Genomic DNA, 25,154 nt, shown 5'->3' with positions numbered 1-25,154 from the left:
CGGTTGCAGGAGGTCTGAATCAATCAGATACGGACAAGGCTCTTGAGTCGTCCCGCCTCTTTCCAGTTGAACCCGCCGGGCACGCACGGCCAGACCGAATTGTTCTGGAACACGGGTTCGTCCCGAAGCGGATACGGGCTGACACGACAGGCCTCGTCGAAAAGCCGACTGCCCGGAATGGGCGTGTAGAACGCGAGATGCGGCCGGAATCCGAACGATTTGACGTGCTCCACGGCCCGTTCGGCCTGTTCCACGTCCTGCCCCGGCAATCCGTACAGAATGTACACGCCCACGGTTTCCAGCGAAAATCCCGCATCCAGCAGATTGCGCGCCCCGGCCTCCCACTCCTGCCGGGTGAGCTTCACGTCCCGTCGCGAATCGAAATCCGTTGTCTCCAGTCCCAGCCGCAGGGTTTTCACGCCCGCGTCCCGCAACCGTCCGCATACTTCCGGGGACAGCCTGCGGATATGCACGGCATTGGGGGTATGCAGCCGCGCGTCCGGGCAGTGTTTGCCGAGTTCGGCCAGCAGGGGCCAGAGCCACTTGTCGGGATTGACCAGCAGCGCATCGTCGTAGAAAGCGAAATCCCGGACACCCCGTTCATATTCGTGGCGCACCGCATGCACGGCCCATTGCGGCCCGGCCTGACAAAAGCCCGGAAACAGCACGTTGGACGCGCAGTATTCACAGTGGAAGGGACAGCCGCGCGAACCGAGAATCGGTGCGAACTTCGGTTCCTCGTACAGATCGAGTGCCAGCGTCAATCCGGCCCCGGGCGGCAGAAGGGGCGCCTCGCGATCCAGCAGGGACCAGAGCCGGGACCAGTTGTCCGGCCGCTCCAGCGCACCCTGCATGACCATGTCCGCACCGGAGAACTGCCGGGCATGATCCGCACAGAGCGTGGCATAGGCCCCGCCCAGCAGCACGGGAACGCCCGGCCACAGCTCGCGGGCCATGGTCACGGCCTCGAACGCCCCCGGATACCAGTAGGTCATGATGGACGTGATCAGCACCATGTCCGGCGTTGGATCCAGTGCGGCCAGCGCGGTCTTCACCCGCGTTTGATCCAGTCCGTAGCGGCCGTAGCGTCTGGGAATGTGTTCCAGACCCTCCGGATGGGCCAGTTCCTCCTTGGGATAGTGCCCGGTGCCGTAGCGTCTGGAGTCGGGCCACGGCTCGTCCGCCCAGGTCTGATGCAGACAGTCCATGAGCGCCACGTTCGCGCCCGCGCCGCGCAGGGTATCCAGACAGGAAAGCAGTCCGGCCGGACGCGACCAGAAATTGAATGCCGCGAAATCGTGAATCCACGGGTTGATGCCGAGAATGCGCGGTCCGTTTCCGCCGGACCACGGAATATGGGGAAAACTGGGCAAAGACATGGGACGGACCTACTCCGATCCGCGCATGCGGGCAAGGGGGGATCGGATTGCCGGGAAACCCGGCCTTGCGGAATCCGGGTTCCCTGTTGTATTCCAAAGAAAATCCAGTAAATCTGAATCAGGCCGAATCCAAGGGAAAAACTCCGCACCGAGGCTGCGCATGAATGCCGGGCGGAGCAATCGGCGCACAGGCGCGCATTTCCCGCGGAAGGCCCGACAACCACTCGCCGGACGCAAGGCATGGCAATGCCGCTGTCCGGCCCAAGGCATGGAGCAGACATGAAACGGATCACCCTGACAAGCGTCCTGACGGCTCTGGCCGCATGCATGGCCCTGAGCGGCTGCATGCGCCAGCACATCCAGTCCGCGCCCCCGGCCCGCACTCCGGCCGAATCCCATGCGGCACAACCCGCTCCGGCTCCGAAGCCGGCCCCTCTGCCCGCGCCCAGGACCGAAGAGCCGGGCATCATCGAGGAAAACTATACCGTGGACGCGCCGGCGCAGGCCGAACAGGCCGAACCTCTGCACGAGGCCGATCTCGGCGAGGAAAACCTGCCCGAGGCCAGGCCCGCTGTTTCCGAACCAGCGGAAGCCCAGCCCGAAGCGACTCCGGCCGAAGCCGGAGAACCCGAGGCACAGGCCACTCCCGCAGCCGAAGAAGCCAAGGCCGAAGAGACCGTGGCCATTGCCGAAGCGCAGGACGCGGCCCCGGCAGTGGAAGGGGCTTCCCATTATGTACAGGTCGGAGCGTTTTCGGATGTGACCAACGCGAACAGGGTGCTCGCCCGCCTGTTGCAGGACGGATATGACGGCTCCAAGCTGGTCAAGACCGATGACGGTCTGTTTCGCGTGCAAGCAGGTATCTTCCCGGACGGGGATGCCGCCCGGGAAGTGATGGAAAAGCTGAAGGCGGAGTTTCCCGCCAGCTTCGTGCTTACCGCTGATTGAGTTCGGAGCGGAACTTGCGGGAGAGCCGGAACACGACCACCTTGCGCGGCGGCAGGGTGATCGACTGGCTGGTCTGCGGGTTCCGCCCCTTCCTGGCATCCTTGTCATAGGCTTCGAACTTGCCGAAGCCGCTGATCAGCAGCGCGTGGTCCTTTTTCACGGCCGACTTCATGATGCCCAGGATGTCTTCGACGAGATCCTTGATCTCGGCCCTGTTGCTTTCGGTCCGCTCGTAGATGTAATCCACAATGCCGGCTTTGGTCAGGGTGCTCATAACGCCTCCACTCGATAGGTTGCGAAACTACCCGCTCATGGCGGCGATGTCCGCCGCGAGTCTGGTCATTTCGTCGTTGTTTTCGTATGGGGCCTGGGGCCACAACTCCAATCCATCGTCCGTGAAGCGCGGGATCAAGTGGAAGTGGGCGTGGTGCACGAGTTGCCCTGCCGCTTCATGGTTGTTCTGCATGAGATTCAGGCCATGGGCGCCCGTGGCCTTGATCACGGCGTTGCCCACGGCTTTGAGCGCCGCGGTCAATTCGGCCCCCATTTCCTCGGGAATGTCCAGGAGCGTGGGATAATGCCCTTTGGTCACCACCAGTGCATGCCCGGGACAAACCGGGGCAATGTCCAGAAACGCGAACACGTTCTCGGACTCGTACACCTTGGCGCAGGGGATTTCCCCGCTCACGATTTTACAGAATATACAGTCGGAATCCTTGGGAATCATGCCTTTCCTCCCCCCGCGCGTCCAGAAATAAAACCACATTGGCGGGGATATGACGCTAGTTACTCGGGACTTTAGCCGAGAAAGCCAGTTAAATCAAGTTGCTTCGGTTTTTTTAATAAAACGGTCATTCAAGGAAGTCTAGAAATATTCTGAAAACCCGGGTGGTTGCCTATGGCGACTATTTTTCTGAGAACAATAATTATAATGTCCACAATGGGTTGAAGGTTGGACCAGATGCAAAACCCGACCTTTTCAGTTCCGGGAAGACCTGTGCGAATCCGGCCTGTTCCCTCCTCCCGCGTCCCTGATTTCGCCCTTTCGGGACAGTCTGCATTTTTCATTTTTCCAATGGGCTGATAGAAAGCGGACATGAGCGAAAAATGGACGTATTCCCTTGCACTGCTTCTGACTGCGGGGCTGCTGCTTTCCGGCGTGGTTCCAATGGCTGGTAGCGCCCGGGCAACGGAACAGCACCCTGCGGAAACGGACCACGTTCCCGAGGAACCGCCCTCCCCGGGCGAAACGCAGGGCGATGCTCTGGAGGCATACCGGAAAACCCTTTCCGACAAGGTCATTGCCTCGGCCGAATGGCTGGACAGCTTCTTTGACGACGAACGCTACCGGGAGACCACGAACAAAACCTGCCTGCGCATCCGGCTGTCCCCGACCCTCACGCGCAGCCAGCTCCGGCTCGACTCCTACGTGGACCTGCGCCTGCTCCTGCCCAACACGGAAAAATGGCTGCTGCATGCGGGCGGCGATCCGGACTCCGAGCAGCTGTACGGTTCGTCCAGTCTGGACGAGGCCGAACGCGACGCCAGCGGACGCGACGAGCGCAACGGATTTCTCGGGCTGGAAAACTTTCTGGCCGACACCCGCACCCGAAACGTGGGCTGGGGCGGCGGCGTCAGCTTCCGCAATTCCGGCGTGGTACCCTACGCATCTCTTGCGTGGCGGGAACTCGTGGAATTCGACCACTGGGACCTCAGAATCATGCAGCGGTTCCGGGGCTATGCCGACACGGGAGTGGAATCCCGCACCACCGTGGATTACGAATGGCCCATCGACCGCAGGCACTTCCTGCGTGTCACGGGCGGAGCCCTGTTCAAGGTGGACGATCCTGCGCAGAACTATGACCTGAACGTGTCCCTGTACCGCCCCCTGACCACGCGCCGCGCCGTGAACATCAAGCTGAGCAACGGATTCCGGGACGCGCCGGGCAAACCTCTGTATCTGGAAAGCACGCGGCTGGATGTGGAATACCGGAGAGAATGGCGCGAATGGTTCCATGTCAGCATCATTCCGCAGGTGGCCATGTACGAGAGCCGGGATTTCGAGCCGGAACCGGGCATTCGGCTGGATTTCAACATGCGGTTCGGATTCATGGAGAAGGAAAGCTTCACCACGCCGTTCGACGAAAAGCGGAAGCGCAGGGAATTGAAGACGCAGGAGGATCGGGAAAAGGCCCTGAAAGAGGCGCATGAAAAGTTCATGCAGCGCAATTCCGGACAAGGGCCGGACTAGTCGGCAGCGTTCCGGACTTCGACCAGTTCGGCCAGAATCAGGCCGTAGAACCAGAAGTCCTTGCCGGAAAAACGCCAGCCCATATGCGAACCGCACCCGGCGCAGACCACGATCTGCCACGCATGTCCCGCAAACCACGAGAATTCCGTTGAAAGAGCGGACTGGGTGCGAAGATTGCGCGCCGCGCCAAAGCAGCCCAGTTCGAAGATCAGGCCATGCGGATTGAAGAATACGTGCCTGTGCTCGCCGTTCACCCGGATGCGGCTGCGGTCGCTGGTGATGTGCGTGCCGCAGGTTCGACATGCCAGACGCACCCCGCCGAAACCGGAATCCGGGCCGGAATCCGATCGGGGCACCTCCCCGGCTCCAGGTGGCGGAGTTTGCAATTCGCGCAGAACCGTTTGCGTCGTCTCCATGTGGTCATGCCTAGCCGACCCAATGGAAAATGGGAAGCTCGCCTTGACGCGACCGCATCCGGTACGGCACTTCAAGGGAAGGAAGTCCGGCAAGCCGGACCGCACCCCTTATCCCGGGAGGCAGCATGAAATCCGCTTCAACAGCGCACCTGCGGCTGTGCGACGCCTGCTGCGATGCATCCGGCACGGCCAAGGAGATGTTCAAGACCGGGGGCTGCACCTGCGACATCTGCGGCTGGGCCTGCAAGTGCTGCGGCGATCAGGGCAGGCAGTTCGTGAACAGCATCCCGGTCCGCGTGATTCCGGATCAGGGCTGGGCTGCGCTTCAGGAACGCAACCGCAGAAGTCTGCTTCCTCTGGATTGGGAAGCCCTGTTCCTGTGCGGCCGCGAAGATTCCGCAGATAATAAATGAACCCCCGGCTGTTCCCGGCTATTTTCAAGGCATGATCCCGCCTTGTGCGGGAATCGGGCAGTAACAAACCTCGACCCCGGGCATGCCATGCGTATCCAGATCGACCAGACCGGAACTCTACAGGGATTGGAGGACCTCCTTGCGACCATGGACGCGGATGCGGACGTGCAAAGCGTTCTGGTGCTGGCCTGCGCGGAAAACGGGTTCATCCCGGAACAGGTCGATCCCCTGCTCCGCCGGATGGGCAAACCCGTGTTCGGCGGCATCTTTCCCAACGTCATCCATGACCGGGAGCTGCTTTCCAAAGGCACGCTGGTCGCGGGATTGCGCACCCGGGCGCACGTCCACTCCATCCCCGGGCTGAGCGATCCCGACATGGACTATGAATCCCTGCTGGAACGGACCGTGCCCGAAAATGCCGGGCTCAGGACCATGCTCGTGCTGGTGGACGGCACGTCCTCGCGCATTTCCGCGTTCATCGACGGCCTGTACTCGATCTTCGGGCTGGAGGTGAACTATGTGGGCGGCGGCGCAGGCCAGTTCGATTTTTCCCCGGCCCCGTGTCTGATGACCAATCAGGGACTTGTGCGGGACGTTGCCGTGCTGGCCGAACTGGAGGCAGTCAGCGGCGTGGGCGTGAGCCACGGCTGGAAAAGCGTGGCCGGACCGTTCAAGGTCACGGAATCCACAGGTCCGCTTCTGCATTCCCTGGACTGGCGGCCCGCGTTCGACGTATATCGCGAAGCCGTGTTCAGCCTGAACGAACCGGAAATCGAGACCGTTGATTTTGCGAACTATTCCAGAGCCTATCCCCTTGGCGTATCCCGGCTCGACGCGGAGATGGTGGTGCGCGACCCGACAAGACGGCTTGAGGACGGCAGTCTGGTGCTTGTGGGGGAAATTCCCCGGGGCAGCTATGTGGACGTGCTGTCCGGAAATCCGGATTCCCTGATCCGCGCTGCGGCAATGGCGGTCCGATGCGCATCCATGTCCCTGCCGGACAAGGCCGAGCCGGACGCATGCCTGTTTTTCGACTGCATCACCCGCGTCCTGTTTCTGGGCGACCGGTTTCACGAGGAACTAGCTGCGGCAAAATCCGCGGAAATCCCGGTTGCCGGGGCGTGCTCACTGGGTGAAATTGCCAACAACGGCAAGGAATATCTGGAGTTCTACAACAAGACTTCGGTTGTTGCCTTGCTGGAGGATGCGTGAGGAATCTCCTTCGCGAACAGATATTCTTCGAAATCGCCATGTCGCTGGGCAACAGTCTGGACATGGACGCCATGCTTCGGGAAAGCCTGCCCACGTACCTGCGCAAGCTGAACTGTCTGGCCGGGCTGGTGGTGCACGCACGGCACGAGCCGGACGGCTCGGTCCGGCCGGAAGTCCGGCACGCCATCCCCCGCCGTCTGAACGACAATCCCGCAGTCCGGTCGGTGCGCGCCATCCTTGCCGAACCGTCCACCAGCCGGGAATGGCAGGAATTCGCCGCATCCCTGCCCCTGTTCGGCCGAGTGGGCGACATGGCCTACCACATCATGGATCTGCCGGAATTCGGCGCGATCGTGCTGATCAAGAGCGGCGAGGCCTTTGACGCCCCGGTTCTGCTTTCGCTTCAGGACATCAACGTCAAGCTCGCCCGGGCATGCGTTTCCTGTCTTCAGGCCGAACACACCGAAGCCATGAACCAGGCCCTTCAGCATGAGATCGAACAGCGCAAGAAGGCCCAGGAAAACTTCCGGCGCATCTTCGAGGAGGCGCTGGAAGGCATTTTCCAAGGCAGGCCGGACGGCTCTCCCATCAATGTGAACCCGGCCATGGCCCGCATCTTCGGCTATGACGACCCGGACCATTTCCTGCGCGAAATGCGCTCGTTCAAGACGCGCTACCTGCATCAATCCGATCGGAACAGGTTCGTTGCCCTGCTGCGGGAGAAAAGGGCGGTAGCCGGATTTGAAGTGGAAATGCTCCGCCGCGACAACACGCCCATCTGGGTGGCCATTTCCGCACGGATCGTCGAGGAGCCCGAAGACGAAAATTTCGTGGAAGGCATCGTGGATGACATCACCCTGCGCAAGCAGGCGGAGCAGGAACTGCGGCAGGCCAAGGAGGAAGCCGAAAAGCTGAATCGACTCAAGACGGATTTCCTGTCCACGGTCTCCCATGAACTGCGCACGCCCCTGACCTCGATACTGGGCTTCACCAAGATTCTGGGCCGCCACTTCAAAAAGGCGACCTGTCCTTCGGAGTGCAAGTTCTCGGGACTGCCCGTGAACCGCATCGCCTCGAATCTGGACATCATCGAGACCGAGGGCCGCCGCCTCACCGAGCTCATCAACAACGTGCTCGACCTGACCAGACTCGAAGCGGACCGTTTCGACTGGCACATGGGTGAAGTGGACATGAACAACGTGGTGGAGCACGCAGTGGAGGCCACGCGCGTGCTGTTCGAGGAAAAGGGGCTGAAGCTGGAGCTGCATGCGGACCGGCTGCCCGAAGTGAGCGGGGACAGGGACAGGCTGATTCAGGTCTGCGTGAACCTGCTCTCCAATGCCGTGAAGTTCACGCCCGAAGGCGAGGTGACGGTCACGGCAAGAGCCGGGGAAGGAGAAATACTGGTGGAAATCCGGGACACGGGCATTGGCGTGCCGCCCGAGGAAACCGAAATCATTTTCGACAAATTCCGCCAGCTTGGGGACACCCTGACCGAAAAGCCGCGCGGCTCGGGCCTCGGGCTGCCCATCTGCAAGGAAATCGTGGAACATCACGGCGGACGCATGAACGTGCGTCCGGCCCCGGACAGGGGCAGCGTGTTCTGGTTTTCCCTGCCCGTGCGAAAGGCCGGGGAACCGAACCCGGCCGACCCGTATCAGGCCCGGAACCTGTAGCCCACGCCGCGCACGGTCTCGACCCGGTCGGCATGCGGACCGAGCTTCTGGCGCAACCGGCGCACATGCGTGTCCACTGTGCGCGAATATCCCTCGAAATGCGTGTCCCAGACCGTGTCCAGAAGATGGTCGCGGGTCTGGACCTTGCCCTGCCCGTTCACCAGCTCGGACAGCAGCTTGAACTCCGTGGCCGTAAGCTGGACCGGCTCGCTGTCCACGCTGACCTGATGGGCCTCGAAATCGATGCGCAGCCCATCCTGTTCCCAGATCATGGGCGCGACAGGCTCGGCCCCGCCCGACCTGCGCAGCACGGCCTTGATGCGCAGGGCCAGTTCCCTCGGGCTGAACGGCTTGACCACGTAATCGTCGGCCCCCAGCTCCAACCCCACGATGCGATCGATCTCATCGCTTCTGGCCGTGAGCATGATGACCGGGATGCGGCCCAGTTCCGGGTCCTGCTTGAGCCTGCGGCAGACTTCGAGACCGTCGATGCCGGGCAGCATGATGTCGAGCATGACCAGATCCGGCCGAAACGAGTGCGCCAGTTCCAGCCCGGTCCGGCCGTCCTCGGCCGCGGCAACCTCGAACCCGGAGGCGGTCAGGTTGTACCTGAGCAGTTCGCGGGTGTCGGTGTGATCCTCGACCACGAGTATCCTGTGTGACGTCACCATCAACTCCTTGTGAAAGAATCGGAACGCGATTGCAATACCCGAACGCGGCAGCAACTGCATGACGATTGCGTCACGTTTTCGCGATCCTCATAGCACGATTGCCGAATTCCGGGCAAATCCCGGCGACCCGGGCATGCGCAAAAACGCTCATCCTCCTGTTCCCCCGTAAAAAAAGGTAGGGGCTGTACCAGATAACTCCGTTGGGGTATCGGTATGGCAATGCGAAAGAGCCGTTTAGATCGCAAGAAGCAGCTCCGTTTGATTGAGCATTTTGTAGCTGGGACAACAGCACGATGTGCCGCTGATCTGGTCGGTGTGAACTTCAAAACGGCTGCGTACTATTTTCACCGGCTTCGTGAAATTATAGCCGAAGAAGAGTCCAGCGAAGGAATGGCTTTCGGCGAATTTGAAGTTGATGAAAGCTATTTCGGCGGCAGACGAAAGGGCAAACGTGGTCGTGGGGCCGCAGGGAAAGTGCCGGTGTTCGGAATTCTTAAAAGAGGCGGGAAGGTATACACACAGGTGATTCCCGACGCCAAGGGCAAAACGTTGATGCCGATTATCCAAGAGAAGATTCAGCCCGACAGCGTCGTTTACTCAGATTGCTGGTACGGCTACAATGTCCTTGATGTGTCCGAGTTCAAGCACTTCAGGATCAACCATTCCAAGCTGTTCGCCGACAGCCAGAATCACATCAATGGGATTGAGAACTTTTGGAACCAGGCCAAGCGTCACATGAGAAAATTCAACGGCATTCCGACCAAGCATTTCCATCTCTTTTTGAAGGAATGCGAGTGGCGTTTTAACAACAGCAATCCGCGAAGCCAACTTAAACAGTTGAGACAGTGGGTTAAGAAGCATATGGGCTAGTTATCTGGTACAGCCCCAAAAGGTATTTTCAGTTCAGCCATAAAGTCAATGGCATTTCGGGCCGATACAAGGGGAAACACCCGCACGCAACCCGGAGAACAAAGGCGGCCCCTTCATGTATTATTACGGATTCGACAAGAAATTCCCGTCCGGGAACAAATACTGGAGCATGTATGACGATCAGCTCATCGGCATGCTGTTTTCCAAGATCGTGAACAAGACCCTGAGCACGGATTCCATCGAGTCGGACACGCTGGAACTGACCGACGACATGGTGAACAACCTGTTCGACCTGTGCCTGTACATCAACAAGGATTGTCACGAGTGCTGAGCACTCCGTAGAACGCAAGCCCGACCGAAAGGTCTTCATGTCCATTGAGGGCGCGGCCCGAAAGGAACGGTTCCTTCCGGGCCGCGCCCTTTTGAAATTCCGGAAATCGCGACGGCGTCAGATCTTGATCCTGGTCAGCGCCTCCACGGCAAGCTGCTGCTCGTGCGGCAGCCTGTCCACCAGTTCGGACAGGGACGGAAGCAGATAGATCGAGGCATAATCCAGATGGAAAAACGAGGCCCCGGGGTCCGCATCCGGCAGAATCACGTTCAGCGCATCCCTGCCGAAGCAGGCGATGTACGGGCATTTCCAGAGCTGCCAGCCGTTCCAGAACATGGTCGGGTCCGGGTGCAGATCGGTCCCGGCATTGGCGGCCACGGGCCAGAACACGCTGGAACCCTTGGGCCACGCCAGATAGGGAATGATGTTGTGCAGCACCCGGGAACGGCCCCGGTCCACGTGGCCGCCCAGATCAAGCCCGAGTTCATGATAGGTGACCAGCACCTTGGGCGACTGCGGTGGCCTTGCCCGAAGCAGATAGGTTGCCCACGGTTCCGGGAAGTTCGGATCAGTCGTGCCCTTGCGCTGCGGCTGCGGCGCAGGCCGATTCTGTTGCACCGGAGCCTGCTGCGCCCGGAATTGCTGCGGTGCCTGCCGGGGAGCCTGCCGCTGTGTCGGCGGCTTCGGCTGTCGCGCATTCGACGGCTGTGCAGGTTGCTGCGGCTGGCGTCCGGACTGCGGTTGCGGTGCGGGCGCGGTCTGCTGTTCGCGCACGGCACGGGCCCGGTCCGGAGCATACAGAAACTCCAGACCGGAACCGAGCCACGGCCTCAAATGCTCGGGCGTGTTCAGTCGAGAAGAAGGTGATCCCATAACCGCCACGCAACTTCGGTTTTGGACAGAAGGGGCCAGTGCTCCTTTCTGCCGCTGCGATGCAGCACTAACATCCGGTTGGTGGCCGTGCCGAATCCGCTGCCGTCCGAGGACACGTCATTGGCCGCGATCATGTCCAGATTCTTGGCTTCGAGCTTGCGCGCGGCCTCGGCCTCGACATTGGCGGTCTCTGCCGCGAATCCCAGCAGCATCTGTCCGGCCTTCTTGACCTTGCCCAGAGACTTGAGAATGTCCGGATTGGTCTCGAACTGCACGGTCAGGCCGTCGGTGCCGGTCTTCTTGAACTTCTGGTCGCCGAAGGGAACGGGCCGGTAGTCGGCCACGGCCGCGGAACAGCAGCCGATGTCCGCATCCGGCCATGCTTCGCTGGCCGCCTCGTACATTTCCCGGGCCGAGTTCACGTTGGTGACCCGGATGCCTGCGGGAAAGGTCAGGCCGCAGGGCCCGGCCACGGCATGCACGTCCGCGCCGCGCAGATACGCGGCAACGGCCAGACATGCGCCCATGGTGCCCGAGGACGGATTGGACCAGAAACGGACCGCGTCCCAGGATTCGCGCGTGGGGCCGAGGGTGACCACGACCTTGCGTCCGGCCATGTCCTGCGGCGAGATCGCCTTGAGCACGGCCAGAAGGATTTCGTCCACCTGCGCAAACCGTCCGCTGCCCGTGTCGCCGCAGGCAACGTGCCCGGAGTCGGGACCAACGCGGGTGTAGCCCATTTCCCCGAGCATTTCCCAGTTGCGGCGGGTGGCCGGAGCCTCCCACATCTTCGGATTCATGGCCGGGGCAATGATCTTGGGGCCGGGAAAGGCCAGGGCCTGACACGCGAGCATGTCGTCGCCAAGGCCGAAGGCGAGCCGGGCCATGGTGGTGGCGGAAGCCGGGGCAATGACCATGGCGTCCGCAAGCTGTCCGGGTTCCAGATGGCCAAACGGCGATTCCGCGCGCGCATCGAACATGGGCCCGTATACCGGGGACGCGCCCAGCGCCTCGAATGCGAGACCTCGAACAAATTCCTCGGCCCCGGGGGTCAGGGTTGCGGAGACCTGCAGGTCGGCCCGGATCAGGGCGCGGAGCAGGTCGAGCGCCTTGTAGGCGGCAATGGAACCGGTCACGCCGAGATGGACACGCTTGCCCATGAACCCGGCGAATTGATAATGACGTTGCATGATTTCTACTTCAGGGAATGAGCGTCCTTGGTCTCCACGGCAATGATGGTGGTTTCCACGTTGCCGAATCCGTCCTGGATCTGGACAACCGCGCTCTTGTTGAATTTTTCAAAGGACAGCACGGCCAGTTTGCCCGCGCTCACGTTGCTCTTGAGCTGCCAGTTGTCCTTGGCCATGTTGTTCAGGAAGAACTGGGACAGTTCCGCGGCATGCACGCGGCCCTTGAACTTCATGATCGCAGCCCGGAACTTGGGATTGTCCAGCTTGTAGGAATCCTCGTCCACCTTGCCCAGCTCCTTGGGGATGAGGATGTCGTCGAAGTCGTAGTAGTAGTTGGGTTCCTCGTAGGCCTGCTGCATGGAGCCGTCCGGCGGCGGCGCGGTTTCCGTGCCCGCGGACGAGGTGCCCGTGGTGGTGCAGGCGGCCATGATCACGACCATGGCGAGGGGAAACAGGGATTTGAACAGTGAACGCATCACGTCCTCCTTGGGAAAGGTCTGGGTTGTCATCGCTGTCTGGTATGTACACGGAGCCGCACGGATTGAAAAGCCCGAGGCAGGGGGAAGAGAAAATCGGGGGGAGCGGAAGCCCAAATCGTGAAACGGACCGACTCCATCGGGAGGTTTTCGGCAATCCGGCCTATTCCGAACCGTTCCTGAGCCGATCGATCTTTTCCTGAAGAAACTTTTCCATTTCCCGGCGATCCTTGCGCAACCGCACCAGCTCGGATTCCAGAATCTGGAGCTTGGCCTTGATGTCCGAGGTGTCGAAGGAGAGCTTGAGCGCCATTTCCTCGATCTCGGCGTCCTTCTGTTCCAGCGCGCGGGTCTGCTCCACGATCTCCGGGGGCAGCTCATCGCCCTCGCCCGGGAGCTGCTTCATCTTCTTCTGGCTGCGCGCCAGAAGCACGAATGCGGACTTGAGCTTGAGGATGTCGTCCTGCTGGCGTTCGATCATGGTCTTCTGGTTGGCGATCACCTCCATGCAGGACGTGACCTTGGAGACCATTTCCGTGAATGCCGCGGCAATGTCCGAGGCAAGGGAATCGTGCGACTGGGTCGGGACAGGGGAGCGGGGTTCGGCGTGCTCCACATCGATGGTGCGCGGGAATTCGCTTTTCAGCGCATCCTCGATCTCCACCGTGACCTTGCCTTCGCCGTACAACCGGGATACGCGCTCGAACACCGTCACCGAGTCCTCGGGGTACTTGGTGACGCGGCCCATCTTGCGTCCGCCCAGAAAATCCTTGAACAGGGAGGCGTACCGCCGGGCCGTTGGCGCGGGAATGCGTGTTATTTTGGCTATCTCAGCCACGGAAAGCCAATTCATGTAGTATGCAATATCATGAATCCCGCCAATAGCAACCCCCGGGCCGGAAATGGGTCTGTTGAATACAGCTTCCCGGAATTATTGGAAAACAAAAGAATTCACATAAAATCCATGGTATGGTTATAGTCTGTGGGCCCTGGAGGAAACCCTACTTTCATGCAAAAAAATCCCGATTTTCAACTCAAGAGTTACGATTACGAGCTGCCCGAGGAGCGCATTGCCCAGCAGCCCGCGGACAAACGCGACCAGTCCAGACTGCTGGTTCTGGACCGGGACACCGGAAAGCGAACCATTGCCTCGTTCCACGATCTCAAGCAGTTCCTGCCCGAGGGCGCACTGCTCGTGGCCAACAATTCCCGCGTGATTCCCGCACGCATCTTCGGTTCCAAGCCCACGGGCGGCAAGGTGGAATTCCTGCTGCTCACGCCCCTGCCCCTGATCGAGACCAGGGAGGAGGACGGCTGGAAGACCGCGCGTGTCGAAGGACTCCTGCGCGCGTCCAAGACCCCGAAGCCCGGGACGCGCATCACCTTTTCCAACCAGTTCAGCCTGACGGCCGAGGAACAGGGGCATTTCGGCCGCTGGGCCGTGGACCTGAAATGGCGCGGCGATCTGGAGGAGCTGTTCACCAGCATGGGGCACCTGCCCCTGCCGCCCTACATCAAGCGGCCGGACACGCCCGAGGACGCGGAACGCTACCAGACCGTGTATTCCAACACGGACAAGATCGGGTCCGTGGCCGCGCCCACTGCCGGGCTGCACTTCACGCCCGAACTGCGCACGGAACTGGCCGATGCCGGATTCGAATGGGCCGAGGTCACGCTCTACGTGGGTTACGGCACGTTCAGCCCGGTGCGCTGCGAGGACATCCGCCGTCATCAGATGCATCATGAGTACATCGAGGTGAGCGCGGAAACCGCAGCGGCCATCCGCAGGGCAAAGGCCGAGGGCAGGCCCGTGGTGGCCGTGGGCACGACCAGCGCGCGCACCCTGGAAGGCATGTACCGCGAGCTGGCCGAAGTCGGAGAATTTTCAGGAGAAACAGACATTTTCATCATGCCGGGATACCGGTTCCGCGTGGTGGACTGCCTGCTGACCAACTTCCATTTGCCAGAGTCGTCCCTCATCATTATGGTATCTGCTCTAGCTGGGAGGAAGACCATCCTCGACGCATACGGTTTCGCTCTGGAAAACGGGTTCCGCTTCTTTTCCTACGGCGATGCCATGTTGATACGGCAGGGCGCGGGAGAGCGCCCCGCAAAACAGGAGTGAGCAATGTCCCGAATCGAAGTCCAGGAGGACAGATGCAAGGGGTGCCTGCTGTGCACCACGGTCTGTCCCGTGAACATCATTGTCCAGTCCGACAGGTTCAACGCCAGCGGCTACAAGGTCGCGGAAGTGCCTGAACAGGACAAGGACAAGTGTACCGGATGCGCGTCCTGTGCATTGATCTGCCCGGATGTGGCCATCAAGGTCTACAGAACCCCGAAGAAAGGGGGGAAGTAAATGACGAAACAGCCTGAGAGAATCTTCATCAAGGGGAACGAGGCAATCGCACGCGGCGCGCTGGCAGCGCAGTGCAAATGCTTTTTCGGCTATCCCATCACCCCGCAGAACGACATTCCCGAATTTCTATCCAAGGCCATGATCGACGCGGGCGGCGACTTTGTGCAGGCCGAGTCCGAAGTGGCTGCGGCCAACATGGTGCTGGGCGCGGGCGCGGCAGGCATTCGTGCCATGACCTCGTCTTCCAGCCCGGGCATTTCCCTGAAGCAGGAAGCCATCTCCTACATGGCCGGCTCCGAGATTCCGGCGGTCGTGGTCAACATGACCCGCGGCGGCCCGGGACTGGGCGACATCGGCCCGGCACAGGGCGACTACTACCAGTCCACGCGCGGCGGCGGACACGGCGACTACCGTCTGTTCGTGCTGGCTCCGGGCACGGTGCAGGAAGGCTACGACATGACCATTCAGGCATTCGACATCGCCTTCAGATACCGCACTCCGGTCATGATCCTTGGCGACGCCATTCTCGGACAGATGAAGGAACCCATCGTGCCCTGGACCCCGGAAAACGTGGACCCGGAACCGGGCGCGGCATGGTGCATGAACGGCAAGACCCCGGATCGGGAAAAGCGGCTGATCAAGTCCCTGTTCCTTGAGGAAGGCGCGCTGGCCGGTCAGAACAAAAAGCTCATGGCCAAGTACAAGGCATGGCAGGATCTGGTGGAATACGAGGCCTTCGAGACCGAGGACGCGGACCTGATCGTGTGCGCGTTCGGTTCCATCGGCCGCATTGCCAAGTCCACGGTGCGCTCCCTGCGCGCGGCCGGACACAAGGTCGGCCTGTTCCGGCCCAAGACCCTGTTCCCGTTCCCGAGCGCTCCGCTTCTGGAGATGGCCAAGCAGGGCAAGCGGTTCCTGACCATTGAACACAACCTCGGCCAGATGGTGGACGATGTTCGTCTGGCCATTCGCACGGTTGCCGACTCGGACTTCTTCCCGGTCCTTCCCGGCAACCTGCCCACCCCCGACGAATTCGAGGAGCCGATCCTCAACTGCCTGGAGGGGAAGTAGATGTCCGAAATGCAAGAAAAACTCGTTTTCGACAGACCCGAAGTCGTCATTGACCGGCCCACGCACTACTGTCCGGGCTGCCACCACGGCGTGGCGCACCGGCTGGTGGGCGAGCTGCTGGAGGAGATGGAGCTGGTGGACAGGACCCTGCTCGTCACGTCCATCGGCTGCTCGGTGTTCCTGTACAACTATCTGAATGTGGACGCGGTGGAAGCGCCCCACGGACGCGCCCCGGCGGTTGCCACCGGCGTGAAGCGCGCCCGGCCCGACAATTTCGTGTTCGCCTATCAGGGCGACGGCGACCTCGCTTCCATCGGCATGGCCGAGATCATGCACGCTGCCAACCGCGGCGAACGCATTGCCGTGGTGTTCGTGAACAACACGGTGTACGGCATGACCGGCGGCCAGATGGCCCCGACCACCCTGATCGGCCAGAAGACCACCACCTGCCCCGCGGGCCGCTGCCGCGAGCACGAGGGCATGCCCATCAAGATGACGGAAATCCTGTCCACGCTGGGCGGCGTGGCCTTTGCCGCGCGCGGTTCCCTGAATTCGGTCAAGAACATCCGCAAGGCCAAGAAATACCTGCGCAAGGCATTCGAATGCCAGACAAAGGGACTGGGCTTCGGCTTTGTCGAGCTGCTCTCGGCCTGCCCCACCAACTGGAAGATGACTCCGGTGGCCGCAAACGAGCGCATCGAAAAGGAAATGATCCCGTACTTCCCGCTCGGCGTGTACAAGGACGCGACCGAGGAAGGAGGCGCCTGCTAATGTCCAGATACATCGACACGATCATAGCGGGCTTCGGCGGTCAGGGCGTGATGCTCATCGGCAACCTGCTGGCCTACGCCGGCATGAAGGACGGCCTGAACGTGACCTACATTCCGGTGTACGGTCCGGAAATGCGCGGCGGCACGGCCAATTGCACCGTGGTGCTGTCCGAGGACGACATCGGATCGCCCATCATTCACTGGCCCTCCAGCCTGATCATCATGAATCGGCCCTCGCTGGACAAGTTCCAGCCCCGGCTCAAGGACGGCTGCGTGAACATCATCAACTCGTCCCTCGTGGACATGAGCCTGGCCGACACCGAGCGTGTCAACTGCATTGCCGTGCCCTGCAACGAGATTGCGGACAGGATCGGCAACACCCGCATGGCCAACATGGTTGCCATCGGCGCATACATCCAGGCCACGGGCATCATCCCGCTCGAGGCGGCCATCGACTCCCTCGAAAACGTGATCTCCGCCCACTACCACCACCTGATCCCCAAGAACGCGGAAGCCATCCGCGCCGGGGCCGAGGTCGTGGCGGGCTAGCCCGAACCATATCCGAATGAAAAAAACGGCCGGGGCATGCGCTCCGGCCGTTTTCCTTTTCCTCTGTCTCGGGAAACTATTTCCTTCCGCTGTCGCCCTTGCCGAACTTCTTCTCGGCAAGCTTCATCTTCTCCACGATGCGCGGATAATAATCGTCCTTGTCCTGCAAGGAGATCGGCCGCTTGCGTCGTTCGTTCATGCGCATGATCATCACGTCCAGCTTGTGCATCTGGCGGTAGCGTTCGCTCTCGTCCTCCAGATGCTCCAGCATGTCGATGGCGCGGTTGATCTCGCGTTCCTCCAGAACCTCGGCAGGCAGATGCCCCGAGCTTTTGAGGATGCGATAGGCCATGCGCAATTCCGGCGGCAGATGTTCGGCCTCGTCCGGCGGCAGGGGCTTTCCCGCGCCTTCAAGGTTGTCGAACTGGCCTTCCCGCATGGCCTTCCGGATTCGTTCTTCCGAAACGATCTGGGCAAACAGCAGACTCATGCGCCCCATATTCCCCTTCCCGGGCGCGATTGTCAAAACCTGCCTGTTTCAAGGCCATGCGCTGCAAGGCGCAGAAAAAGGGCCCGCCCCGGGCTTTCCGCACCTTCGAGGTGTTCGGATTTTCTGCGGACCGGGCCCATGCGACTCCGGTGATGACAATCAGCCCCATTCCGACCTATGATGCGGCATGCCAGCAAACACCGCATTGGAACTGCTTACCGCCTATCGGGAAAAGGCCCGCCGGAACCCTTCGGCGGACAGACGGACCCTGTTCAAGTATCTGCTCTGGGACCGATTCAGAAACCGCATGATCCTTGACGAGGACATCGAGGAAATGGCGGCCGCGTCCCGCAATCTCTGCGAACTGACCTTCCGGGTCATTGCCCGGGAAAAGCCGCACATGGCCGAAGGCCGTCTGGCGCAGGCCGTGCGCGACCAGCTTCGGCAGTTCTTCACCCTGAACGCACCGGACGAAGTATAGCATGAAATTCACCCTGCATGACCTGAACAGGGCCGTGGAACAGGACATCCTGTCCCCGGACCAGCGTGACGCATTCCTTCGGATGGTGGACGACAACCGCGACCCGGAAGCCGAGTTCACGCCGTCCCATGTACTCTACTATTTCGGCGCGCTCGTGGTCATGGCCGCTCTGGGCTGGTTCGTGACCGATGCCTGGGACAAGCTCGGCGGAAGCGGACTGCTGGCCGTGGCCCTCGGGTACGCTGCGCTCTTCCTGCTGATCGGCAAACGGCTCTGGAAAAAGGGGCTTGAGGTGCCGGGTGGGCTGCTGATCACGGCAGCCGTGGCCATGACGCCTTTGGCCGTGTATGCGGCGCAACGCCTTCTGGGCTGGTGGCCGGACAGCGATCCCGGTGCGTATCGCGACTTCTTCCACTGGGCCAAATCCGGCTGGGTGGGCATGGAAATCGCCACCATGGCAGCCGGACTGCTCGCCCTGCGCTTCTTCCGCTTCCCGTTCCTGACCCTGCCCGTGGCCGTGGCCGCATGGTTCCTGTCCATGGACGCGGTGGGATTCGTGTACGGCGCGGGGTACGACTGGGATGACCGGGCCGTGGTTTCCCTGTGGTTCGGACTGGTCATGATCGCGGCAAGCTTTGGCGTGGATCGCCGCTCTCGGCTGGACTACGCGTTCTGGGGCTATCTGTTCGGCGCGCTCGCGTTCTGGGGCGGATTGTCCGTGCTGGACAGCAATTCCGAGTGGTCGAAATTCGGCTATTTCGTGGTCAATCTCGTGATGATGGGATCGGCCCTGCTGCTGCGGCGCAGGATATTCCTGATTCTGGGCGGCATCGGTGCGTTCGGGTATCTCGCGCATCTGGCCTATTCCGTGTTCGAGGATTCCCTGCTGTTTCCGTTCACGCTCAGCGCAGTGGGACTGGGCGTGATCTGGCTGGGCATCCTGTGCCGACGCCATGCCGCATCCCTGACCGCGCGCGTGGAATCCCTGATTCCGGGGCCGCTGCTCCGGCAACTGCCCGCATGGCGCGACAGTTCCCGGAACTTGCATGATTGACGGATCGCATGTACTGAGGGTCCTCATCTTCGGACAACATATTTTCCATCGTATATATTCAGGAGCAGACAATGGCTTTGAGCATAGGCATCGTGGGCTTGCCGAACGTGGGCAAATCCACGCTCTTCAACGCTTTGACCAAGGCGCAGAACGCGGAAAGCGCGAACTACGCCTTTTGCACCATCGAACCGAACAAGGCCGTGGTTCCGGTCCCGGACGCACGCCTTGCCAGGCTGGCCGAACTGGTCGATCCCCAGAAACTGGTCAACGCCACCGTGGACTTCGTGGACATCGCGGGTCTGGTGGCCGGCGCAAGCAAGGGCGAGGGCCTTGGCAACAAGTTTCTCGGCAACATCCGCGAGACGCAGGCCATCCTGCACGTGGTGCGCTGCTTTGACGATGACGACATCGTGCACGTGGCCAACTCCATCGATCCCCTGCGCGACATCGAGATCATCGAAACCGAACTGATCCTTTCCGATGTCCAGACGCTGGAAAACCGGCTGGCGCGCATGGAAAAGATGCTCAAGGGCGACAAGTCGCTGGCTCCCATGGTGACCGCGGCCAAGGACATCCTCGAACATCTGGACAAGGGCGAGCCTGCCGTGACCTTCCCGGGCATGGACAACAAGGGCGTTGCCGAGCTCCTGAGCGAAGTGCGTCTGCTCACGTCCAAGAAGGTCATCTACTGCGCCAACGTGGACGAGAACGGCCTTGCCGAGGACAACGACTACGTTGCTGCCGTGCAGAAGCTGGCCCAGGAGCGGGGCGCGGAATTCGTCAAGATTTCCGCTCGCATGGAAGAGGAACTGGTCGGCCTTGAAGACGAGGAATATCAGGAATTTCTGGAATCCTACGGCGTGACCGAAGCCGGTCTGGACCAGATCGTGCGCACCAGCTACGGCACCCTCGGCCTGATCAGCTATTTCACGGCCGGTCCCAAGGAAGTCAAGGCGTGGACCATCCACGACGGCGACAAGGCCCCGCAGGCCGCCGGAGTCATTCACACGGACTTCGAACGCGGCTTCATCCGCGCCGAGGTCATCAGCTATGACGACTACGTCCGCCTTGGCTCCGAGTCCAAATGCCGCAGCGAAGGCGTGCTGCGCGTGGAAGGCAAGGAATACGTGGTGCGCGACGGCGACGTCATGCACTTCCTGTTCAACGTCTAGCCCCTCGACTCGAATCCGCAATCAAGGGCGGCGCGTTCCAAAAGGAACGCGCCGCCCTTTTTCCAACCGCTTTCACGCATGGAGACGGACAATCGTCCGCCCTTCCTCTGCTGCCCACGATTTCCTCTCGCAATCAGCCCGACATCCAAAGCTTCCAACCAACCGTTCATTCACAATACCGATTAGTTACCGTAAAGTTTGCGAATAATAATCATGTGGCTGAACTTTCTTTGCCACCCCCTGTACAGAACCGGATTGGTGGCGTATGCCGACTTTTGAACACCCTAAAATCATGAACCTTTTCATAAACAAATGTTTAATATAGAAGACCACATCAAACAGGAGGCGGGCCATGTTTCGAAGTTGGAATCTCACTCAGCGAATATTATTCCCCATTATTGGCGTCGTAGCCCTTGTTCTGGCAGGACTCACCTGGTTCAGTGCATGGAAAATCAGCGAGATATCGAGAAATGATGCACGCTCGCTGGCTCAGGAAATGGGCGCACGATATGCGAATGAAGTGCAAGCAGACATTGAGACCGGTCTGGACGTGACACGCACGCTGGCCGCGACATTCGAGGCCATGGCAGCGGAACAGGGGGGATGGAGCCGGGAGGCCGCCAATCGCATTCTGCGCCGCACGCTGGCCTCGAACCGCAAGTTCTTCTCCATTCAGGCCACATTCGATGGCTCGGTCATGACCCGGGGCGAACGCAGCGGCGGCGAATACGCTCTGGAGTTCGTGCGTGGCGACGCCCGGAGCGCGGCCCGCAACCTGAGCGGATATCGTGATCAGGAATGGTACCGGGTGCCCATGCAAACCCAGGGCCCGGTGCTCACCGAACCCTACCGGGATCGGACGCTGGGCACGACGCAGGCCACTGTGGCCGCTCCCGTGACAGTGCAGGGACGAGTGGTCGGCGTGGTGGGCATCAACTTCGACCTCGGCAGTCTGGAAAACATGGTTGCCGACATCCGCCCCTATGAAACGGGCTATGCGTTTCTGGCCTCGGCCCGCGGGGAAATCGTGTCCCATCCGCGCAAGGAGCGCATCGGCAAAAGCGTGGCCGAATTTTTCGATCGCGAAATCGGTGCCGCCATTCTCGACAACGTGAGCAAGGGCAAAGGCAGCGAACAGTTCGAAAGAAAAAGCGGCATCTATTACCGCTTTCAACCCGTACACGTGGACGGGCTGTCCTCGGTCTGGTCCATTGCCGTGGCCATGCCCCGGGCAAAGATCGTTGCCGCTGCGGACAGGACCATGTTCATGAGCATTGGTCTGGGTCTGTGCGGATTGATCCTGCTCGTCGTGGTGGTGGTCTTCACGGTGCGCAGTCTGTGCGTGCCCCTGAAGCGCACCATGCAATTCGCCCAGCATGTTGCCCGAGGGGAATTCGACACGACTCTGGACGTGCATCGCGGGGACGAACTGGGCATTCTGGCCGATGCACTGCGCAACATGGTGGACAGTTTGGAAACCATGGTCGAAACCGCGCGGGAAAAGACCGAAGAGGCCGAGCAGCAGACCGAGGCGGCCCAAAAGGCGACGGAACGCGCGGAACAGGCGCGCAAGGAAGCGGAAAACGCCAGACGCGAAGGCCGACTGCATGCAGCCCAGCAGCTCGAAGTCATCGTGGAACAGGTGTCCTCCGCATCCACCGAGCTTTCCGTGCAGGTCGAGCAGGCCAGCCACGGAGCCGAAGATCAGACCCGGATGACCAGTGAAGCCGCGACCGCCATGTCCCAGATGGGTACCGCAATCCTGGAAGTGGCCCAAAACGCGGGCTCCGCAGCCAACAGCGCGGAAAATTCGCGCGAACAGGCCTGGCAGGGGCAGAAGATCGTGTCCGAACTCGCCCAGTCCATCGGCGCAGTGCGCACGCATGCCCGGACCATGACGGAAGACCTGAACATGCTGGGCGACAAGGCCAGCAACATCGGGCGCATCATGGGCGTGATCAGCGACATTGCGGACCAGACCAACCTGCTCGCCCTGAACGCGGCCATCGAGGCTGCCCGGGCCGGAGACGCCGGTCGGGGATTCGCCGTGGTGGCGGACGAAGTGCGCAAGCTCGCGGAAAAGACCATGGTCGCCACCAATGAGGTTGGCGAGGCAGTCAGGGACATTCAGGACGGGACCCAGCTCAGCATCCATGCCATGGAATCCACGGCCGAGGCTGTGGTCGGCAGTACCACGATGGCGGACAAGGCCGGAGCCGCTCTGGCCTCCATTGTCGATCTGGCCGAGGAAAACGAATCCGAGGTGCGGGCCATTGCCACGGCCTCGGAAGAGCAGTCCGCCGCAGGCGAGCAGATCAATGTCTCGGTTCAGGAGGTCTCCGAAGTCTCCCGGGAGACCGCACAGGCCATGAACGAATCCGCCACGGCCCTCGCCGATCTGGCCCGCCGGGCACACGATCTGGAACGCATCATCGCGGAACTCAAGCAGTAGGAGGAAGAATGCCTTCGGCGACCCGAGAAACTTTGATTCGGCCCGTCCTGGGCCTCACCCTTCGGGCGCTGCAAAGCCAGCGTCCAAATCCGCTGTCCTGCGGATTTGTCGAGAAAGGTTCTCTGGACTCTCCAAAGCTTTCTGGTTCTACGCCGCCTGTGAGGGATGAGGGAACCTGACCGGCTCGTTTGGCGGCGTAGGGAGCTGCGGAAAAGCGGACGATTACGCCATCGAAAAATCGGAACTCGGGGGAAACAGGCAAAAGAGGAAAAACAAGCCTCTCTTTTGAAGCCACCCCGTCTTGAGAATCGGGAAAGGCCCGGTGAATGTCTCGACAGAGCATTCATCGGGCCTTTTACGATTCTCAAGACACAATGGGGATCCAAGGGGCCTTGCTCCTTGGCGGGTCCGGGCAGAGCCCGGCCCCCCGGGAGGGTCGCCAAAGGCATTCCTCCTCATATGGTTTTTGCGAAAAAATCACACCGGTTCGATATGCATACCCTTGTCATGAATCCGTGTTGCGCATAGGATTGCGGCAAAATGGATACTCGACCGACAAACGGGGCACACCCGGGCGGTTCGATTCTGGGCAGACCTGTGGGCGAGGTTTCTCGGCTCATTTCCCTGTCCTGGTCCAAATCGCTCGAGATCAGCTTCAGGAATCTGCGGGTCCGGTTTTTCCGGTCCATGATCACGGTTTCCAGTCTGGTGCTGGCCGTGTCGTTTCTGGCGTTCGTGCTGGTGAATCTGGATATTGCCTCGGGCCTGCTGGCCGGAGGCGGATCGGATGCGGCACGCGCACTGTCGCTGGCCGGATTCGACGTGAACCCGGACGCGGGCAGCGTGGCCATGTCCGCCAAGGAACGGTGGATCGTGATCCTGTCCCTGCTGGTCTGTACCGTGGGCATCGTGAACGCGCAGCTCATGTCCGTGACCGAACGGTTTCCGGAAATCGGGGTCATGAAATGCCTGGGCGCGCTGGATTCCATGATCCTGCGGCTGTTTCTGCTGGAAGCGGCCATGCAGGGACTGGCCGGAGCCGGAGCCGGAGCACTGCTGGGCACCGTGGTATCGCTGCTGGCCGGACTGGCGCGTTTCGGAACCGGGGCGGTGGTGCATCTGCCGCTCTGGGACGCGTTCGGGTCCATGGGGCTGGCCGTGCTTTCCGGGTGCGGCCTGAGCCTGGTCGGGGTGCTGTATCCGTCCGTGCTTGCGGCCCGCATGACGCCCATCAAGGCGCTCCGGGCCGAACACTGATCCGAAATCCGTACAGCAAGGGACTGGCATGAATCAGGAAAGGCGCACCATCGTCAGGGTCGTGGGGGTCCGCAAGAGCTTCCGCATGGGCAAGCTGGACGTGGAGGCGCTCAAGGGCGTGGATCTGGAGATATTCGCCGGGGAATACGTGTCCATCATGGGCCCGTCCGGCTCGGGGAAATCCACGCTGTTCAACATGATCGGCGGTCTGGACAAGCCCACCGAGGGCAAGGTGTTCATCGACGAGGTGGACATCTCCCAGCTCGACGCCTACGAGCTGGCGTGGCTGCGCAACCGCCAGATCGGCTACATATTTCAGACATTCAATCTCATCCCGGTCATGACCGCGCTGGAAAACGTGACCCTGCCCATGACCTTTGCGGGCATGAACGCGGACGATGCCGTGGAAAAGGGCATCGAACTGCTCGGGCTGGTCGGACTGGGGTCCCGGTTTCAGCACAAGCCGCTGGAGCTGTCCGGCGGCCAGCAGCAGCGGGTTGCCATTGCCCGGTCACTGGCCAATGATCCGGCCATCGTGCTGGCGGACGAGCCCACGGGCAATCTGGACCTGTCCACGGGCGAGGAGATCATCGAACTGCTCAGGATGCTGTCCGCGGAACGCGGGGTGACCATCATTTCCGCGACCCACGACTACAAGATGCTGAACGTGTCCGACCGCGTGGTCTGGGTGCGCGACGGGCAGGTGGATCGCGTGGAGCGTCGCGAGGAACTGGACATCACCGTGGGCGGCATCGGCGGTGGAAAATCCACGCCGGACGGACAGAGGAGCTGA

Annotated in this window: 28 protein-coding genes; 18 read left to right on the top strand and 10 right to left on the bottom strand. The window is 61.2% G+C overall.

Annotated features, from left to right (window positions below):
- Window positions 1-23 precede the first annotated feature (23 nt).
- Window positions 24-1,379: a B12-binding domain-containing radical SAM protein gene (locus MPN23_RS13020; protein ID WP_243544625.1), complete on the bottom strand. Its 1,356-nt coding sequence runs from the start codon at window positions 1,377-1,379 to the stop codon at window positions 24-26.
- A 279-nt stretch (window positions 1,380-1,658) separates the two neighbouring features.
- Between MPN23_RS13020 and MPN23_RS13015 the strand changes: the two genes are divergently transcribed.
- The gene (locus MPN23_RS13015; protein ID WP_243544624.1) at window positions 1,659-2,327 is read left to right on the top strand and encodes an SPOR domain-containing protein; all 669 of its coding nucleotides are present in this window, start codon (window positions 1,659-1,661) and stop codon (window positions 2,325-2,327) included.
- Here MPN23_RS13015 and MPN23_RS13010 read toward each other — a convergent pair.
- Together MPN23_RS13010 and MPN23_RS13005 are read right to left on the bottom strand one after the other, a co-directional pair.
- A complete protein-coding gene (locus tag MPN23_RS13010) occupies window positions 2,314-2,601 on the bottom strand; it encodes an integration host factor subunit alpha (protein WP_243544623.1) in 288 nt (95 codons plus the stop codon). The two genes, MPN23_RS13015 and MPN23_RS13010, sit on opposite strands and share 14 nt — an antisense overlap.
- 27 nt (window positions 2,602-2,628) lie before the next feature.
- Window positions 2,629-3,054 carry an HIT family protein gene (locus MPN23_RS13005; protein ID WP_243544622.1) on the bottom strand — a complete coding sequence of 142 codons (426 nt, stop codon included), beginning with the start codon at window positions 3,052-3,054 and terminating at the stop codon, window positions 2,629-2,631.
- A 369-nt stretch (window positions 3,055-3,423) separates the two neighbouring features.
- On the opposite strand from MPN23_RS13005, the gene MPN23_RS13000 reads away from it, so the two are divergent.
- Window positions 3,424-4,578, top strand: a complete 1,155-nt coding sequence (locus MPN23_RS13000; protein WP_243544621.1) for a hypothetical protein — start codon at window positions 3,424-3,426, stop codon at window positions 4,576-4,578.
- On the opposite strand, the gene MPN23_RS12995 is transcribed toward MPN23_RS13000, so the two are convergent.
- On the bottom strand, window positions 4,575-4,994 hold the full coding sequence (locus MPN23_RS12995; RefSeq protein ID WP_243544620.1) for a cereblon family protein: 420 nt from the start codon (window positions 4,992-4,994) through the stop codon (window positions 4,575-4,577). The two genes, MPN23_RS13000 and MPN23_RS12995, sit on opposite strands and share 4 nt — an antisense overlap.
- Window positions 4,995-5,119: 125 nt before the next feature.
- Here MPN23_RS12995 and MPN23_RS12990 point away from each other — a divergent pair, with 125 nt between their 5' ends.
- The 3 genes from MPN23_RS12990 to MPN23_RS12980 all read left to right on the top strand — a co-directional run bounded on the left by MPN23_RS12990 (window position 5,120) and on the right by MPN23_RS12980 (window position 8,295).
- Window positions 5,120-5,407, top strand: a complete 288-nt coding sequence (locus tag MPN23_RS12990; RefSeq protein WP_243544619.1) for a hypothetical protein — start codon at window positions 5,120-5,122, stop codon at window positions 5,405-5,407.
- A gap of 87 nt (window positions 5,408-5,494) precedes the next feature.
- A complete protein-coding gene (locus tag MPN23_RS12985; protein ID WP_243544618.1) occupies window positions 5,495-6,619 on the top strand; it encodes an FIST signal transduction protein in 1,125 nt (374 codons plus the stop codon).
- Window positions 6,616-8,295, top strand: a complete 1,680-nt coding sequence (locus MPN23_RS12980; protein WP_243544617.1) for a PAS domain-containing sensor histidine kinase — start codon at window positions 6,616-6,618, stop codon at window positions 8,293-8,295. The genes MPN23_RS12985 and MPN23_RS12980 overlap by 4 nt, the downstream gene beginning before the upstream one ends.
- On the opposite strand, the gene MPN23_RS12975 is transcribed toward MPN23_RS12980, so the two are convergent.
- The gene (locus tag MPN23_RS12975; RefSeq protein WP_243547392.1) at window positions 8,277-8,963 is read right to left on the bottom strand and encodes a response regulator; all 687 of its coding nucleotides are present in this window, start codon (window positions 8,961-8,963) and stop codon (window positions 8,277-8,279) included. The two genes, MPN23_RS12980 and MPN23_RS12975, sit on opposite strands and share 19 nt — an antisense overlap.
- Before the next feature lie 222 nt (window positions 8,964-9,185).
- Between MPN23_RS12975 and MPN23_RS12970 the strand changes: the two genes are divergently transcribed.
- Both MPN23_RS12970 and MPN23_RS12965 read left to right on the top strand, forming a co-directional pair.
- Window positions 9,186-9,836 (top strand): IS1595 family transposase, encoded by a 651-nt coding sequence (locus tag MPN23_RS12970; protein WP_243547368.1) that lies wholly within the window; start codon window positions 9,186-9,188, stop codon window positions 9,834-9,836.
- A gap of 115 nt (window positions 9,837-9,951) precedes the next feature.
- Entirely contained in the window at window positions 9,952-10,167 is a 216-nt protein-coding gene (locus MPN23_RS12965; protein ID WP_243544616.1) for a hypothetical protein, read from the top strand.
- Between the two features lie 117 nt (window positions 10,168-10,284).
- Here MPN23_RS12965 and MPN23_RS12960 read toward each other — a convergent pair whose 3' ends face one another.
- The 4 genes from MPN23_RS12960 to MPN23_RS12945 form a co-directional block, all read right to left on the bottom strand.
- Window positions 10,285-10,785 carry a hypothetical protein gene (locus MPN23_RS12960; protein ID WP_243544615.1) on the bottom strand — a complete coding sequence of 167 codons (501 nt, stop codon included), beginning with the start codon at window positions 10,783-10,785 and terminating at the stop codon, window positions 10,285-10,287.
- Window positions 10,786-11,015: 230 nt separating this feature from the next.
- A complete protein-coding gene (coaBC, locus tag MPN23_RS12955) occupies window positions 11,016-12,230 on the bottom strand; it encodes a bifunctional phosphopantothenoylcysteine decarboxylase/phosphopantothenate--cysteine ligase CoaBC (RefSeq protein WP_243544614.1) in 1,215 nt (404 codons plus the stop codon).
- A 5-nt stretch (window positions 12,231-12,235) separates the two neighbouring features.
- A complete protein-coding gene (locus MPN23_RS12950) occupies window positions 12,236-12,706 on the bottom strand; it encodes a hypothetical protein (protein WP_243544613.1) in 471 nt (156 codons plus the stop codon).
- A gap of 163 nt (window positions 12,707-12,869) precedes the next feature.
- Window positions 12,870-13,559 carry a hypothetical protein gene (locus tag MPN23_RS12945; RefSeq protein ID WP_243544612.1) on the bottom strand — a complete coding sequence of 230 codons (690 nt, stop codon included), beginning with the start codon at window positions 13,557-13,559 and terminating at the stop codon, window positions 12,870-12,872.
- 156 nt (window positions 13,560-13,715) lie between these two features.
- Here MPN23_RS12945 and queA point away from each other — a divergent pair, with 156 nt between their 5' ends.
- From queA to MPN23_RS12920, 5 genes are read left to right on the top strand one after another with little or no spacing between them, the layout of a single operon-like run.
- Window positions 13,716-14,831 carry a tRNA preQ1(34) S-adenosylmethionine ribosyltransferase-isomerase QueA gene (gene queA, locus MPN23_RS12940; protein ID WP_243544611.1) on the top strand — a complete coding sequence of 372 codons (1,116 nt, stop codon included), beginning with the start codon at window positions 13,716-13,718 and terminating at the stop codon, window positions 14,829-14,831.
- Between the two features lie 3 nt (window positions 14,832-14,834).
- Window positions 14,835-15,065, top strand: coding sequence for a 4Fe-4S binding protein (locus MPN23_RS12935; protein WP_243544610.1), 231 nt, complete (start codon window positions 14,835-14,837; stop codon window positions 15,063-15,065).
- Window positions 15,066-16,136, top strand: coding sequence for a 3-methyl-2-oxobutanoate dehydrogenase subunit VorB (locus tag MPN23_RS12930; RefSeq protein ID WP_243544609.1), 1,071 nt, complete (start codon window positions 15,066-15,068; stop codon window positions 16,134-16,136).
- Entirely contained in the window at window positions 16,137-16,907 is a 771-nt protein-coding gene (locus MPN23_RS12925; protein ID WP_243544608.1) for a thiamine pyrophosphate-dependent enzyme, read from the top strand.
- Window positions 16,907-17,455 carry a 2-oxoacid:acceptor oxidoreductase family protein gene (locus tag MPN23_RS12920; RefSeq protein WP_243544607.1) on the top strand — a complete coding sequence of 183 codons (549 nt, stop codon included), beginning with the start codon at window positions 16,907-16,909 and terminating at the stop codon, window positions 17,453-17,455. Before MPN23_RS12925 ends, MPN23_RS12920 begins: the two co-directional genes overlap by 1 nt.
- A gap of 76 nt (window positions 17,456-17,531) precedes the next feature.
- Here the strand turns inward: MPN23_RS12920 and MPN23_RS12915 are convergent, their stop codons facing one another.
- A complete protein-coding gene (locus tag MPN23_RS12915) occupies window positions 17,532-17,945 on the bottom strand; it encodes a DnaJ family domain-containing protein (RefSeq protein WP_243544606.1) in 414 nt (137 codons plus the stop codon).
- Between the two features lie 187 nt (window positions 17,946-18,132).
- Here MPN23_RS12915 and MPN23_RS12910 point away from each other — a divergent pair, with 187 nt between their 5' ends.
- The 6 genes from MPN23_RS12910 (at window position 18,133) to MPN23_RS12885 (ending at window position 25,154) form a co-directional block, all read left to right on the top strand.
- Entirely contained in the window at window positions 18,133-18,426 is a 294-nt protein-coding gene (locus tag MPN23_RS12910) for a hypothetical protein (RefSeq protein ID WP_243544605.1), read from the top strand.
- A 1-nt stretch (window position 18,427) separates the two neighbouring features.
- Window positions 18,428-19,480 carry a DUF2157 domain-containing protein gene (locus MPN23_RS12905; protein ID WP_243544604.1) on the top strand — a complete coding sequence of 351 codons (1,053 nt, stop codon included), beginning with the start codon at window positions 18,428-18,430 and terminating at the stop codon, window positions 19,478-19,480.
- A 71-nt stretch (window positions 19,481-19,551) separates the two neighbouring features.
- Window positions 19,552-20,652 carry a redox-regulated ATPase YchF gene (gene ychF, locus MPN23_RS12900; protein WP_243544603.1) on the top strand — a complete coding sequence of 367 codons (1,101 nt, stop codon included), beginning with the start codon at window positions 19,552-19,554 and terminating at the stop codon, window positions 20,650-20,652.
- Window positions 20,653-21,172: 520 nt separating this feature from the next.
- Complete coding sequence (locus MPN23_RS12895) at window positions 21,173-23,104, top strand: methyl-accepting chemotaxis protein (protein WP_243544602.1); 1,932 nt, start codon at window positions 21,173-21,175, stop codon at window positions 23,102-23,104.
- A gap of 540 nt (window positions 23,105-23,644) precedes the next feature.
- The gene (locus MPN23_RS12890) at window positions 23,645-24,361 is read left to right on the top strand and encodes an ABC transporter permease (RefSeq protein ID WP_243544601.1); all 717 of its coding nucleotides are present in this window, start codon (window positions 23,645-23,647) and stop codon (window positions 24,359-24,361) included.
- Window positions 24,362-24,389: 28 nt separating this feature from the next.
- Entirely contained in the window at window positions 24,390-25,154 is a 765-nt protein-coding gene (locus MPN23_RS12885; protein WP_243544600.1) for an ABC transporter ATP-binding protein, read from the top strand.

This window comes from Pseudodesulfovibrio tunisiensis, assembly GCF_022809775.1.
GTDB lineage: Bacteria > Desulfobacterota > Desulfovibrionia > Desulfovibrionales > Desulfovibrionaceae > Pseudodesulfovibrio > Pseudodesulfovibrio tunisiensis.
The sequence above is the reverse complement of the archived record's forward strand: the minus strand, read 5'-3'. Positions and strand labels throughout refer to the sequence as shown.